This is a genomic window from Viridibacillus sp. FSL R5-0888 (assembly GCF_038009105.1).
Lineage (GTDB): Bacteria > Bacillota > Bacilli > Bacillales_A > Planococcaceae > Viridibacillus > Viridibacillus arenosi.
Map to the genome: position 1 here is coordinate 3327196 of NZ_JBBPAU010000001.1, position 14103 is coordinate 3341298.

At 37.4% G+C, this 14103-nt stretch carries 14 protein-coding genes; all 14 read right to left on the reverse strand.

Annotated elements, in window-relative coordinates; translation table 11 throughout:
- Positions 1–65 precede the first annotated feature (65 nt).
- Positions 66–356 (reverse strand): EscU/YscU/HrcU family type III secretion system export apparatus switch protein, encoded by a 291-nt coding sequence (locus MKY02_RS16680; RefSeq protein ID WP_038184034.1) that lies wholly within the window; start codon positions 354–356, stop codon positions 66–68.
- Positions 353–2485, reverse strand: coding sequence for a hypothetical protein (locus MKY02_RS16685; protein WP_340711556.1), 2133 nt, complete (start codon positions 2483–2485; stop codon positions 353–355). Before MKY02_RS16685 ends, MKY02_RS16680 begins: the two co-directional genes overlap by 4 nt.
- A gap of 6 nt (positions 2486–2491) precedes the next feature.
- Positions 2492–3265, reverse strand: coding sequence for a ribonuclease HII (locus MKY02_RS16690; RefSeq protein WP_076034018.1), 774 nt, complete (start codon positions 3263–3265; stop codon positions 2492–2494).
- A gap of 98 nt (positions 3266–3363) precedes the next feature.
- Complete coding sequence (ylqF, locus tag MKY02_RS16695) at positions 3364–4224, reverse strand: ribosome biogenesis GTPase YlqF (RefSeq protein ID WP_038184024.1); 861 nt, start codon at positions 4222–4224, stop codon at positions 3364–3366.
- An 18-nt stretch (positions 4225–4242) separates the two neighbouring features.
- Entirely contained in the window at positions 4243–4815 is a 573-nt protein-coding gene (gene lepB, locus MKY02_RS16700) for a signal peptidase I (protein WP_038184020.1), read from the reverse strand.
- Positions 4816–4923: 108 nt separating this feature from the next.
- Positions 4924–5268, reverse strand: coding sequence for a 50S ribosomal protein L19 (gene rplS / locus MKY02_RS16705; protein ID WP_038184017.1), 345 nt, complete (start codon positions 5266–5268; stop codon positions 4924–4926).
- A 125-nt stretch (positions 5269–5393) separates the two neighbouring features.
- Positions 5394–6125 (reverse strand): tRNA (guanosine(37)-N1)-methyltransferase TrmD, encoded by a 732-nt coding sequence (gene trmD / locus MKY02_RS16710; RefSeq protein WP_076034180.1) that lies wholly within the window; start codon positions 6123–6125, stop codon positions 5394–5396.
- Positions 6125–6640, reverse strand: coding sequence for a ribosome maturation factor RimM (rimM, locus tag MKY02_RS16715; protein WP_038184015.1), 516 nt, complete (start codon positions 6638–6640; stop codon positions 6125–6127). The genes trmD and rimM overlap by 1 nt, the downstream gene beginning before the upstream one ends.
- A gap of 108 nt (positions 6641–6748) precedes the next feature.
- Positions 6749–6982 carry a KH domain-containing protein gene (locus tag MKY02_RS16720; protein ID WP_038184012.1) on the reverse strand — a complete coding sequence of 78 codons (234 nt, stop codon included), beginning with the start codon at positions 6980–6982 and terminating at the stop codon, positions 6749–6751.
- A gap of 14 nt (positions 6983–6996) precedes the next feature.
- On the reverse strand, positions 6997–7269 hold the full coding sequence (gene rpsP / locus MKY02_RS16725) for a 30S ribosomal protein S16 (RefSeq protein WP_038184010.1): 273 nt from the start codon (positions 7267–7269) through the stop codon (positions 6997–6999).
- Positions 7270–7374: 105 nt separating this feature from the next.
- Entirely contained in the window at positions 7375–8730 is a 1356-nt protein-coding gene (gene ffh, locus MKY02_RS16730) for a signal recognition particle protein (protein WP_038184008.1), read from the reverse strand.
- A 12-nt stretch (positions 8731–8742) separates the two neighbouring features.
- Positions 8743–9078: a putative DNA-binding protein gene (locus MKY02_RS16735; protein WP_038184004.1), complete on the reverse strand. Its 336-nt coding sequence runs from the start codon at positions 9076–9078 to the stop codon at positions 8743–8745.
- A 167-nt stretch (positions 9079–9245) separates the two neighbouring features.
- Positions 9246–10520, reverse strand: a complete 1275-nt coding sequence (gene ftsY / locus MKY02_RS16740) for a signal recognition particle-docking protein FtsY (protein WP_340711557.1) — start codon at positions 10518–10520, stop codon at positions 9246–9248.
- A 2-nt stretch (positions 10521–10522) separates the two neighbouring features.
- Complete coding sequence (smc, locus tag MKY02_RS16745; protein WP_340711558.1) at positions 10523–14101, reverse strand: chromosome segregation protein SMC; 3579 nt, start codon at positions 14099–14101, stop codon at positions 10523–10525.
- Between the last annotated feature and the right edge of the window lie 2 nt (positions 14102–14103).

Sequence of the window (14103 nt, forward strand, 5' to 3'; positions counted from 1 at the left end):
AAATTCGCTCGAAATATACATATATCAATGTTTTGACCGCGACTTATATCGACTTTTTTCGACCATTATTTTGAATTTTCATAATTTTTATCTAAACGGTAAATAAACGCAAATACTTCAGCAACTGCTTGGTATAGTTCCTCTGGAATCGACTCATTTAAGTCCAGTTGCCCTAATAATTGGACGAGGGATGGGTCTTCTTGAATTGGGATATTATTATCTTTTGCTTGTTCTAAAATATTTTCCGCTATTTTCCCTTTACCTTTCGCAATCACTTTAGGAGCTTCAAACCCACCTGGGTTAAAGGAAAGGGCAACAGCTTCTTTCCGTTCAAGTTGTTGTTTTTCTACTGTCATATGCGGAAATCGACTCCCCCGTTGACATCCTTTGAAGTTTTTGCATTTAATGTCGTTTTCACTGGTTGATTTTCTGCGAATTTTTTCATAAAGACCCCTGATAATTGATAATCATGTGATGATAATCCTTTTTTTAATGCTGTTTTAAGCGGCTCTGCTAATTCTTTCAACTGATCATTCTCATTGTAAACAGTTACTGTGACGACGCGACTCTGTACCTGCATATCAACTACTGTTTCTTGAAGTGAATTCAATTGCAAATAAAATAAAATTCTCGCATAGTCTGCGTCAATTTTACCATTGTCCTTCATACGACCATTCCACTGCAATGTGGCATCTGTTTTTCGTCCAAAAAACTCTAATGGAATTTGCATAATCAGTTGATGTTGAGGTCCGTTTTCTCCTGATAAGTATTGCATACCATTCATACGAGCAACGATTTGCTCGGCCACTGCTTTTGTAGCATTTGAAGCAGTAGGCTCTTGTAACAATGATAATAACTGTGGTTTCAATTGCCCTGCAAGTTGCTGCATATCTGCTGTTTTATCTAATAATTTTGCTTCATAGCTTAATCCTAGGTGATGCAAAGTTTGTTTCATAGCAGACTCTAAAGCTTTACTATCAATTGCATTATGAACACTCTGCTCAGCTTGCGATACAAGTTGCTGAATGAAGGGTTCCCCAGACTTACTTGTGATTTGTGTCAACACTCTAAATGTCATATCATCAGTCGTTGAATTAGACACATTCATTAATGTTATTAAATGTTGTTTAGCTGTTATATTTTGTTCATCAGTTTTGAAAGGTTGTTGTTCTGCTATTCGGCTAAATGCTTGCATTAGCTGACCTTGTAATTCCTTACCCAAAACTTGAATTGATTGAGGGGTATTGTTTGCCAGTGAAAATTTCCCAAGGGTATTAATAAGAATTTCTTTCTGTGAAGCTGATAATAAACTTTGTGATTCAATGGATACCTTTAGCTGGGTGATGAAGTCTGGCATATCTTTTTGACTAACAGACTGAATACTTTGCAGTAATTGCGTCGTAGAAGGTGCTGTAATGCTCATTTGTCTCATTTTCCCTAACTGTCCCTGCAGTTCCTTCACAAGCGTTGACAACGCTTGTTGTGATGATTGAGCAGCATTGAATTTCATCAAGTTCTGCTGTAGCTCTGCTCTTTGAGAATCTGTAAAATCGGCATTATTTGTAATTGCCATTTGTAATTGGGAGATAAGTTGCGTAGCTTCCTTTGGTGTTGCCGTTTGAATTTGTTGTAATAAATGTCCAATTGAGTTGGAATGTGATACAAATGGTCCTTGCAATGCAGTTGTCGACCAATTAAAAATATTAGCGTTTTTTGGTAAGATACCTACCTCTTTGAGCATTTGGATTAGAATATTCTTATCAGTAGACGATGTATTTGCGTCTGTTAAAGATTGAATAATTTTCGCTAAAATTGCACCACCTGTTTCTGTTTCAAACGGTTTAGCTAGCAATTGTAATTGTTGTAATAGTTGGTCGCGTATAGCTGGTGATAAGGATGTATCCTGTTGCAATAGTTGTCGTAAAGCATCAATTGTTTGTGTAAAACCTTGTTTCATCCCACCTTGAATGAGTGCTTGGAATGTGTCTTGTTGCATAGGCATTTTCAAGTCAATTATTTTTTGCAAAGCATGTAAGGCATCCTTCATCGTAACACCAGCAGGTAATTGTTTTACCAACTGTTCTGCTTGCGTTAACTGTTCTTTGGACATCGGCACGTTTTCCTTTAAGAAATAGGCTGCAATTTGTTGCATTTCCGATGTCTTCGGAAGATGCATAGAATCTAATAATTGATTAATTTGTTGTGTTATTGTTCCTGTTTGATTAATAGGACCCGATACGACTTTAAGTTGTAAGTCTGGCTCTATGCCTGTTACTTGAAAATAGTGTGCATTACCAGCTTGCATTGGCACTTCTAACTTTGCCATAAAACGATGACCACCTAGCTGCACCTCTGCTTGGTTGTCAGGAAAAAGCTGTTTAATCGTACCGTGAAATACTTGGCCTTGTTTTAAAGCCACTGGTTGTTGTGTGTTTAAACTTTGATTTTGTTGCATTTGTATGGACGAAAACGAAGTATAAGCCAATACTCTTCACCCTCTCTTAAGAATCATTGATTTAATTGGTTCAAATGTTGTTCTATGAATGTCTGTAGGTCCAAATTCACGTAAAGCCTCTAAATGTTGTTTTGTACCGTAACCTGCGTGTTGTGCAAAACCGTATTGAGGGTATTTTTCATCCATTTCTTCCATATAGTGATCCCGCGCTGTTTTCGCCAATATTGAAGCTGCTGCAATTGCTAAGCTTTTGGCATCACCTTTAATGATGGAATCTTGTGGAATATCGATTGGTAAAGTCATTGCATCCGCTAAAACAAAATCAGGTTTCACTTGTAGTGTTTCTATTGAAGCCTTCATTGACTGCTTTGTCGCTTCGTAAATATTGAGATTGTCAATTACTTCTTCAGGCTGAAAATGAATAGATGTTGCGATAGCACATTCCATAATTTTAGAGAAAAATGCTTCTCTTGTTTCTTTTGATAATTGTTTGGAGTCATTTAACCCAACAAGCTCCGGACAATCCTTAGGTAAAATAACTGCTGCTGTAACAACAGGACCTGCTAACGGGCCTCTCCCTGCTTCATCTGTACCTGCAATACTTGCAGTAGGGTGTGGCCGATAAGCATTGTCGAATTCCAGTTTCGCCTGATGCTCGGCTAATAGTTTGTCTAGCTTCGTTTTTTTTCTAAGCCATTGTTGCCATGCTTTTTGTACGCCCAAGCGTTCATCTGCTTCTATCTCCACCATCCAAGATTGGTATTGTTGCTCATTATTTAATGCTTCTTTAATGTCTTTTATCGTTTTCAAAACTAGAACTCCCTTTTGTATCTATTTATACTATCGGCACTATTTCTAAAAAATCTAGAAAAAAACCTTTTTCACCAAAAGGTAAAAAAGGTTAGTTTTTATTCTTCGATTATGTCTTCTACAAAGTCGAATGTCAGCTTACCTAATTGCTGGTTACGAATATCTCGTACAATTAGTTCAGCAACTTGGTCATAGTCAATTTCACCGCCAGTTGCGTATACTCTACGCAATTGACCGATATGATTATAAGTCTCTACAAGATCTTCACTGACTTCTGAAAATTTATATCGCTCTTCCATTCGACCTTTATAATGCTTACTCAAAAAGTTTAATCCATATATAGCTAAGTCATCCATATTTGTAATGGTATCTTTGATAGCACCTGTTAAGGCAAGTTTATACCCTACTTCTTGGTCTTCAAATTTCGGCCATAGAATTCCCGGTGTATCTAATAGTTCAAGCTCTTTACCAAATTTAATCCACTGTTGTGATTTTGTTACACCAGGTGTATTTCCTGTTTTAGCAATATTCTTTTTAGCAAGTCGATTAATCAATGTCGACTTGCCTACGTTTGGTATACCTACAATCATTGCACGAATTGCGCGAGGTTTCATACCTTTTGAGCGCATACGATCCCATTTCTCTGCTAGTAATTCTTGTGCGGCTTTAGTTACTTTATTAAGTCCCTTACCATCTAATGAATTAATAGCCACAGCCCTGTGCCCTTTTGATTCAAAATAATCTATCCATTTACGTGTTTGAACTTCATCAGCCATATCCGCTTTGTTCAAAATAAGTAAACGTGTTTTTTGATGAATTACTTCATCTAACATTGGATTTCTTGAAGATAATGGCAAGCGTGCATCAATCAATTCAAAAATAATATCAACCAATTTCAGTTGTTCGGTTACTTGTCGACGAGCCTTCGCCATATGTCCCGGAAACCATTGAATGGTCATGTGTTTCACTCCTATTCGTTATTTCACGGTACCAATTTGATCAAAAGGCCAAAAAACAATACTTGTTTTACCGATAATTTCATCTACTGATACAATCCCAATGTGACGACTATCTTTACTATAACGACGATTATCTCCCATTACAAAAACATAACCATCCGGAATTTTATCCAGTTGTTCCATATCCGGGATATCCACAAGTGTAAAATCTTCAGTTAATGTACCTTCATCCGTAATTTCATCTTTATATTGTTGTAAATAAGGCTCAGCAATTGCTTTGCCATTGATATAAAGCTGATCATTTTTATATTCTACCTGATCTCCTGGTAAACCAATAATACGTTTAATATAATCTTTCTTTTCCGGTGCGTGGAATACAACTATATCAAAACGGTGCAAGTCACCGATTTTATAGCCAATCTTATTTACAATCATGCGGTCGCCATTTTCAAGGGTTGGCATCATAGACTCGCCATCTACTACAATCGGCGTAAATAAAAAATAACGAATAATTGCAGCTAATGCAAAAGCAATGACTAATGCCTTTGTCCATTCCCATAACTCATTTTTCTCTTTTTTTGTTTTTTCCATTTCGATGTCCCCCTTGACTATTCTGTTCTTATTGTACAAGGATTTATCATTTCAAGCAAAAAGAAAGAGAGCTTGTAAAACAAGCTCTCTCTTCGGCAAAAAAATGTATTATCGAATTTCTTTAATACGAGCCGCTTTACCACGTAAGTTACGTAGGTAGTATAATTTAGCGCGACGTACTTTACCGCGACGTACTACTTGTAAGTTAGCGATTTTTGGAGTGTTAACTGGGAACGTACGCTCAACACCTACGCCGTAAGAAATTTTACGAACTGTGAAAGTTTCGCTAATACCGCCACCACGACGTTTAATAACTACTCCTTCGTATACTTGGATACGTTCGCGAGTTCCTTCGACTACTTTAACGTCGATTTTTACAGTATCTCCAGCGCGGAACGCAGGAATGTCTGTGCGAAGTTGTTCTTTAGTGATTTCTGTAATGATGTTTGACATTATTTTCTCTCCTTAGACAGATGTTCTTGTAACTCCTCTTGATGATACAGCGGAACACCGTAATTCGGCATTTCTCATAGAAATGCATTTTTAATATTATCACATGATATGATAATATGCAATAATTATTTACCCGATTTTAATATATCCAAGTAGTTTTGTTGCTTTGGATTTAACTCCATTTTTTCAAGCAGATCCGGACGTCTCTCAAACGTTCTTTTTATAGATTGTTGCTCACGCCATTCGTCAATTTTTGCATGATTACCAGAAAGTAAAACATCTGGCACTTTCATACCACGGAATTCAGCAGGACGAGTGTAATGTGGGTGTTCTAGTAAACCAGTTGAAAAAGAATCTAATACAGGTGAATCATTATTGCCTAAAACCCCAGGCAACAGGCGAACGACACTATCAATCACCGTCATTGCCCCCAACTCACCACCCGTTAAGACATAATCCCCAATAGAAATTTCATCCGTTACAAGATGCTGACGAATACGCTCATCATAACCTTCATAATGACCACAAAGGAAGATTAAGTCTTCCTCTTGCGCTAATTCCTCTGCTTTAGCCTGTGTATAGCGTTCTCCTTGTGGACACATCAAAATGATACGCGGCTTTTTTCCTTCGCTTACAAGCGCTTCTACGGCGTTAAAAAGGGGTTCTGGCTTTAATACCATACCAGCTCCTCCACCGTACGGATAATCATCCACTTGGTTGTGTTTATTAATTGAAAATTCACGAAAATCTGTTACACCTAACGTAACAGCTCCTTTTTCTTGAGCCTTTTTTAAAATAGAAGAACCAAATACGCCTTCAAACATATTCGGGAATAGCGATAGTACGTGGATATTCATCATGATAATAAACCATCCATCACATGAATAATGATCTTCTTCTCGTCAACGTCGATTTCTTTAATGACGTCGTCTATTACTGGAATATATTGATCTTTACCATTAACACCTTTTAGAGTCCAGACATCATTAGCACCGGTTTCGAAAATTTCTTTCACTTGTCCAATTTCTGTACCCTCTTCATCAAAAACAGTACAGCCAATGATTTCATGGTAATAGTATTCATCATCAGCTAATTCACTTAGTTGCTTTTCTGATACTTTTAAAATACCGTCACGGAAGTCTTCTACATCATTAATATTTGGATATCCTTCAAACGTTAGTAGAATGAAGTTTTTATGAGCACGGGCTGATGCGATTGTTAGTCGCAATGGTTTTTTAGAATCTTTCTTAAACAGTGCAATTTGTTCTCCCACTACATAGCGTTCTTCAGGGAAGTCCGTTTGTGAGATGACACGCACCTCACCTCTTATACCATGTGTATTAACGATTTTACCTACGTTATACCATTCCATCTAAATCACCTCTTAATAAATATGTGAACATCCTCAATACATTATTAGAGGACTAATTGATTTTAATCGTAACAAAAAAGGAAGGAACTAAAGCTCCCTCCTTTTTGACTAATCTAGAATATCGACATACGTCTTCTTCTTATGATGACTGCCCGCTGCTGAATAAACAATTGTACGCATCGCTTTTGCAACACGGCCCTGTTTACCAATTACTTTGCCCATATCACTAGGGTGAACAGATAGTTTATATACAATCCGATTCGGACTCTCCTCGGTTATAATACGAACTTCTTCTGGATAATCGACTAAAGGTTTAACGATTGTTTCAATCAGCTGCTTCATGCTGTCACCTCCGATTATTTACTGATTTTTGAGTTATGGAATTTTTCCATAATGCCTTGTGATGAGAACAAGTTGCGTACTGTATCAGATGGTTTTGCACCATTTGCTAACCATGCTAATGCTTTTTCTTCATCAATCTTAACTTCTTCTGGAGTAGTTAAAGGATTGAATGTACCAATTGTTTCAATTGAGCGGCCGTCGCGTGGTGCGCGAGCGTCTGCTACTACAATACGATAGAAAGGAGCTTTTTTTGCCCCGATACGTTTTAAGCGAATTTTTACTGCCATTTTTAATTGCACCTCCGAATAGTTTCACACAAGATAGTATAATAGCAAGCTTTGGATTGTTTGTAAAGTGTTTTTTCTTAACACACTAAATTTTAGATTAAAAAGTTATTTAAACAGTGAATCCAAACCAGGAAGTTTCATTTTTTTCTTCCCTTTTTGCGTCATACCCGTCATTTGCTTCATCATTTTCTTCATATCTTCAAATTGTTTTAAAAGTCGGTTTATTTCTTGAACAGAGCAACCTGAACCTTTTGCAATTCGTTTTTTACGACTTGAGTTGATAATCTCAGGGTTCGTTTTTTCAGCTGGCGTCATCGAGAGAATAATCGCCTCTATATGCCCAATTTGTTTATCATCGATTTTCGCATTTTCTAAGCCTTTAATTTTATTGGCACCTGGAAGCATTTTTAAAATTTCATCCAAAGGTCCCATTTTTTTTACTTGGCTCATTTGATCTAAGAAATCATCGAAAGTAAAGCTCTGTGTTCTGAACTTTTCTTCCATTTCTCTTGCTTTTTCTTCGTCAACGTTTGCTTGAGCTTTCTCGATTAAGGACATCATGTCGCCCATACCAAGAATACGTGAAGCCATACGTTCTGGATGGAATGGCTCTAAAGCATCCATTTTCTCACCCATACCGACAAATTTAATTGGTTTTTCTGTAACAGAGCGGATTGATAAAGCCGCACCACCACGTGTATCCCCATCTAACTTCGTTAGAACTACACCCGTAATACCTACTGCTTCATTGAAGCTATTAGCTACATTTACAGCATCTTGACCTGTCATAGAATCGACAACTAAGAAGACTTCATCTGGTTCTCTTAATGCACGAATATCTTTCAATTCTTGCATTAAGTTTTCATCAATATGAAGACGACCTGCAGTATCGATTAATACAACATCATGATGCTCTTCCTTTGCATGTTCTAGCGCTTGGCGAACAATATCCACAGGAGATACTTCCGTACCAAGAGCAAATACCGGCAAAGATAGCTGATCACCTAATGTTTGCAATTGCTTAATGGCTGCTGGACGGTAGACATCCGCCGCCACAAGCAATGGTTTACGATTGTACTTTTTGCGTAAAACATTAGCAAGTTTACCAGTAGTTGTTGTTTTACCGGCACCTTGTAAACCTACCATTAAAATAACAGTTGGTGGTTTTTGAGAGAATTTAATAGGGCTTTGTTCGCCACCCATTAATTCTGTCAGTTCGTCTTTTACGATTTTAATAACTTGTTGACCGGGTGTTAGACTTTTCATGACGTCTTGACCGATTGCTCGTTCACTAACGCGCTTAATAAAAGATTTTACAACTTTTAAGTTTACGTCCGCTTCAATTAAGGCAAAACGGACTTCACGCATCATTTCTTTAACGTCTTGTTCCGTCACTTTCCCTTTGCCTTTAATCTTCGAAATCGTGCCTTGGAGTCGCTCCGCTAATCCTTCAAATGCCATGCATGCCGCCTCCTAATCCCATTGCTTTAACTGCTCAATAAGTTCTAGCCACACAGTTTGCGAGGCACTATTGTCAGTAGTTTTTTTCGATAGCTCTGCAATTATTTGTTGTCTGTTTTGAAATTTCTCGAATAATCGAAGTTTGTCTTCATATTCTTCAAGCATCGCTTCTGTTCTACGAATATTATCGTAAACTGCTTGACGCGATACTTCATAAGCTTCAGCAATTTCACCAAGAGAATGGTCATCTAAATAATAAAGTTGCATATAGCTACGTTGTTTATCAGTCAACAATGCTTGATAAAAGTCGAAGAGAAAGTTCATGCGTGTCGTTTTTTCAAGAAGCATAAGAAATCTCTCCCCTGTTTTACACATTCTTTTAGTATCATAAGGAATAATCCGATTTCTGTCAAGTAAATATACTTGTCTAAATACATTTTAGTCCTCATATAAACCCAAATCTACAAAGCTGAAAAATGCATAGCCAAAAAGCTATGCATCCTTCTTCTATCTATTTATTGCTCGTTTAATTCCTCTTCTTTTGCTAGCTGTTGATCAAGTGCATCAGCAAATAAGCCATACACATAGCGTTCTGTATCAAATGGTTGTAAATCATCCATTTTCTCACCCAAGCCAACAAACTTTACTGGAATATGCAATTTGTTACGAATAGCAAGTACAATACCACCTTTTGCAGTACCGTCTAGTTTTGTTAATACAATACCTGTCACGTTTGTTGCTTCTTTAAATGTCTGTGCCTGCACTAGTGCATTTTGTCCAGTAGTTGCATCTAAAGCTAATAAAACTTCATGCGGAGCATTCGGTATTTCCCGGGAAATTACACGGTGTACCTTTTCTAATTCATTCATTAAGTTAACTTTATTTTGCAGACGTCCCGCTGTATCACAAATAAGTACATCTGCTCCACGATTTTTGGCTGCACGAATGGCATCATACATTACTGCAGCAGGATCAGATCCTTCTGCTTGCTTAATAACTTCCACACCAACACGGTCTCCCCAAACTTGAAGTTGATCAATCGCACCTGCACGGAATGTATCACCTGCTGCAAGTATTACTGATTTCCCTTCTTGTTTTAGACGATGCGCCAATTTCCCAATTGTTGTTGTTTTACCAACACCGTTCACACCAACAAAAAGAATAACTGTTAACTCATCATCTTGTATATTTAACTCAATTGACTCTTCATCACTTGATTCGTAAATTTCAACAAGCTTTTCTGAAATAATTGATTGGATACCGCTCGTATCTTTAATATTTTGACGTTGAACTTCAAAGCGTAATTTATCCATTAGCTCCATTACAGTCTCAAAACCAACGTCCGCTTGTAGTAATAAGTCTTCAAGTTCTTCAAAGAAATCTTCATCTACTGTACGGTAACGAGCTACTAAATCATTCACTTTTGATGTAAATGAATCACGTGTTTTCTCTAAGCCCGCTTTGAATTTTTCTGTAATCGAAAATGCTGAGAAGCCCCATTTTGATTTTTTCTCTTCTTGGGGTTCTTCCACTTTTACAACTTCTGTTGTTGATTCTTCAACGACGATTACTTCATTAGTTTGTGATTCTCCTTCTTGAGGAGCTTGATCAGATGCAATAGATTCTCGCTCAATTTCCGGAGTAACTACAGTTGGGACAGCTACTTCTCGGTCTGGAGGGACTACCACATCGTCAAACGGTTTTTCAACGCTTGTCTCTACCGATTGTACATCAAGTTCTTCAGGCTTCGCGCCCATTAGTTTTTCTTTCATACGCTTTAAAAAGCTCATTGTTATTCGCTCCTTTGTCCTACAAGAACCGGTTCTTCTTGTTCTAATTTCACAGATACTAGTTTCGATACACCTGATTCTTGCATCGTAATACCGTACAATACATCCGCACCTTCCATCGTACCTTTGCGATGCGTGATAACGATGAATTGTGTTTCTTGGCTAAACTTTTTCAAATACTGACTATAGCGAGTAACATTCGATTCATCAAGTGCAGCTTCTACTTCATCTAGTATACAGAACGGTACAGGACGCGTTTTTAAAATAGAAAACAGTAGTGCAATTGCCGTTAAAGCACGTTCTCCGCCTGATAGTAAGCTTAAACTTTGCAACTTTTTCCCTGGTGGTTGAGCGACAATTTCAATTCCTGTTTCGAGTATATCGTCAGGCTTAACTAGCTGTAAATCTGCATGACCGCCACCAAATAATTCACGGAAAACAACTTGGAAGTGTTCACGGATTTTCAAGAATGTTTCGTTAAAGCGTGTTGACATTTCTTCATCCATTTCACGAATCGCTTCATGCAATGTTTCTTTCGCTTCCATGAGATCTGATCTTTGATCTGTTAAAAAAGTATGTCGTTCTGAAACGGTTTCGAATTCTTCTATTGCATTTAAGTTTACGGGACCTAGTTCTATAATAGATTGCTTTAATAATTTTACTTTTCTTCTTGATATCTCAACATCTATATCTTCATTTACTTCCCGTATGGCTTCGTCTAAAGAAAGCTCATAATCTTCAGCAAGTTGGTCTAATAAAGCTTGCTTAGAAAACTCCAGTTGAGAAAGTTTTACATCATAATTACGCAAGCCATCTAATAAGCCTTTATGCACTCGTTGTAATTCCTTCAGTTCCACTTCACAGCTATCCAAAGTAACTTGTAGCTGAGTTCTTTCTTCCTTACTTGTAGCAATGGTCGATATTAAATCAGTTTTTTTCAACTGCCAAGTAGTAATATTTGCTGTTATTTCTTCATCAGACGGTCCATTTTGACTTTCGTCATTCGTCAACCATTTGATTTCTTGACTAATATTATTGACTTCCAACTTCGCCTTGTCATATTGCACGGTTACTTCCTCAGAAGCTTGTTTTAGTTGCGTTACTTGTTCTTGTAGTACGGCAAGCTCTGAGCGCTTTTCTGCATACTGTTCTTTCAATGCATCTTGAGCTGTTTCACTTTGTACTTTAAGAATATTTAATTGTTCTATTGTCGTATTTATCTCAGCAAGCTCTTCCTTTAATTCTTTCAAACGCTTTTTAGCAGAAATTTGACTTTCTTGTAAATTTGAAGAGCGATCGGTAGCATCTTCTTTTTCAGTAGCTACTAAAGTAACACGTAATGCAAGTCGTTTTGTCGTTGCTTCTAATTCACGGTAATGTCCACTCAGTTCAAATTCTTCATCACGTAACACTTCACCTTGCTTACGTAAGTCCTCTAGAAGAACCGTTTTAACAGATACAAAGTTTTTTTGCTCTGCAACAACTTTTTCAGCTTGTTCTATTTTTGTTTGCATTTGCACAAGCTGACCAGTTAAGTCTTCCAGTTCTGCTTTACGAGTAAATAACGATGTTTGTTGTTTTGTAGAACCACCTGTAAGTGAACCGCCGGCATTTACTATGTCACCATCTAACGTTACTACGCGATAACGATAATTGCATGATTTGGCTATTTGTGTTGCACTCTGTAAATCTTTTGCAACTAATACATTACCCAATAAATTTTCTGCAATCGTTTTGAATGTTGGGTCAAATGTTGCTAGCTCATCTGCAGTATTAATAAACGACGGATGAGTTGCAGCCGCTCCAAGTGCATCACGTGATATTTTTCGAGATTTCATAACATTTTTCGGTAAAAACGTTGCACGACCTGCTCGTTTTTCTTTTAGCCATGCAATAGCTTTTTGAGCATCCTGTTGAGTTTCAGTCACAATATGTTGAGAAGCTGCGCCTAATGCTGTTTCAAGTGCTTTTGTATATTCTCCACTAACTTGAATTAACTCTGCAACAGCGCCGTGAATACCAGAGAGTTTTTTATTTTCTCTAGCCACTAAAATTTCTTTTACACCATGGAAAAAGCCTGAGAAGTCTGCTTCAAGTTCCGCTAAAGTTTCTTTCCGAGACTTTAACTGTTGTAAATGTTGATAGCCTTTAAAAAGCATATCTTGTTTGCTTTCAAATTGTTTTGTCGCACTCGCTAGCTCCAATTGACAAGCTGAATAAGCAGCCAGTTTTTCTTCTAGCTGTTGCTTCACATCGTTTAATTTACTTTCAACAACCTGCTGTTCTTTCGTCAACTGAGTTAATTCCTCTGCCATTTCTGACGATTGGTTAGTGATTTTGAACGAAGCTTGTTCTTGTTGTTCTAGCTGTTGTGTTATATTTTTGTATTCATTTTTAACTGTTGCTTCTTCATTGAGGCGATCAATATATGTGTTTTTCCAGTTTTCGATATCTTTTTCAATGTCCGTTGATGAACGATTTAAGTTATCTTCTAGCTGTTTCACACTTTTTTTCAATGATTGAAACGTTTTTTGTCTTATTGTTAATTGTTCTTGTTTGTCTACTTGTTGTACGTGCCACTCTCGCTCAGCGATTTGGGCTTTTTCAAGTGATTGCTGTAATTTTTCTAGTTGCGCACTGGCATTATGACGTTTTTCAGCCATTAATACTTTACGACCTTCCCATCGCTCTACTTCTGAACTTGCTTCCACAAGCTGATGTTGCGATAGGTCTAGTAAATTATCTAGTTTAGTAATTTGTTTTCGAATAGAAGCCACTTGTGACTCTTTATTCTCCATATTGTGTATATGTTCTTGCTCAGTCACCGTAAATTGCTTTTTATCACGCATAATTGTTTCAAGTGTTTGTTGCAACACACGTAAATCATGAACGATAACCGCTATATCAATGTCCTTTAATTCTTTGGACATCTTTAAATAATCCGCAGCAGCTGACGCTTGTATTTTCAAAGGCTCGATACGATTGTCTAATTCGTGCAATATATCAAGGACTCGATGCAAATTATCCTCTGTTTCAAATAATTTATGCTCGGCTTTTTTCTTACGTTGCTTATATTTCAATACACCGGCAGCCTCTTCGAAAATAGAGCGTCTATCATCCGGACGACTGTTTAAAATTTCATCTACTCGACCTTGTGAAATAATCGAGAAAGCTTCTTTTCCTAGACCAGAGTCTAAGAACAAATCCGTTATATCTTTTAATCTACATTGTTGTTTATTTAATAGATATTCGCTATCGCCCGAGCGGTATACTCGACGAGTGACACTTACTTCGTTATACGGGATTGGTAATCGTTCATCCTCGTTGTCTAATATCAATGATACTTCTGCAAAGTTAAGCGGTTTGCGCGAGTCACTTCCAGCAAAAATGACATCTTCCATTTTTGCACCACGAAGAGACTTTGCGGATTGTTCTCCGAGTACCCATCGAATTGCATCCGTTACGTTACTTTTTCCACTGCCATTTGGTCCAACGACAGCAGTAACTCCCGGTACAAAGTCAATTCCAATACGATCGGCGAAAGATTTAAAACCAATCACTTCAAGCCGTTTAAGAAACAAAA

Bases quoted from the DNA above. Each gene is read 5' to 3' on its own strand.
- MKY02_RS16680 (WP_038184034.1), bottom strand. From the start codon at position 356: ATGACAGTAGAAAAACAACAACTTGAACGGAAAGAAGCTGTTGCCCTT.
- ylqF (WP_038184024.1), bottom strand. From the start codon at position 4,224: ATGACCATTCAATGGTTTCCGGGACATATGGCGAAGGCTCGTCGACAA.
- lepB (WP_038184020.1), bottom strand. From the start codon at position 4,815: ATGGAAAAAACAAAAAAAGAGAAAAATGAGTTATGGGAATGGACAAAG.
- rplS (WP_038184017.1), bottom strand. From the start codon at position 5,268: ATGTCAAACATCATTACAGAAATCACTAAAGAACAACTTCGCACAGAC.
- trmD (WP_076034180.1), bottom strand. From the start codon at position 6,125: ATGAATATCCACGTACTATCGCTATTCCCGAATATGTTTGAAGGCGTA.
- rimM (WP_038184015.1), bottom strand. From the start codon at position 6,640: ATGGAATGGTATAACGTAGGTAAAATCGTTAATACACATGGTATAAGA.
- MKY02_RS16720 (WP_038184012.1), bottom strand. From the start codon at position 6,982: ATGAAGCAGCTGATTGAAACAATCGTTAAACCTTTAGTCGATTATCCA.
- rpsP (WP_038184010.1), bottom strand. From the start codon at position 7,269: ATGGCAGTAAAAATTCGCTTAAAACGTATCGGGGCAAAAAAAGCTCCT.
- ffh (WP_038184008.1), bottom strand. From the start codon at position 8,730: ATGGCATTTGAAGGATTAGCGGAGCGACTCCAAGGCACGATTTCGAAG.
- MKY02_RS16735 (WP_038184004.1), bottom strand. From the start codon at position 9,078: ATGCTTCTTGAAAAAACGACACGCATGAACTTTCTCTTCGACTTTTAT.
- ftsY (WP_340711557.1), bottom strand. From the start codon at position 10,520: ATGAGCTTTTTAAAGCGTATGAAAGAAAAACTAATGGGCGCGAAGCCT.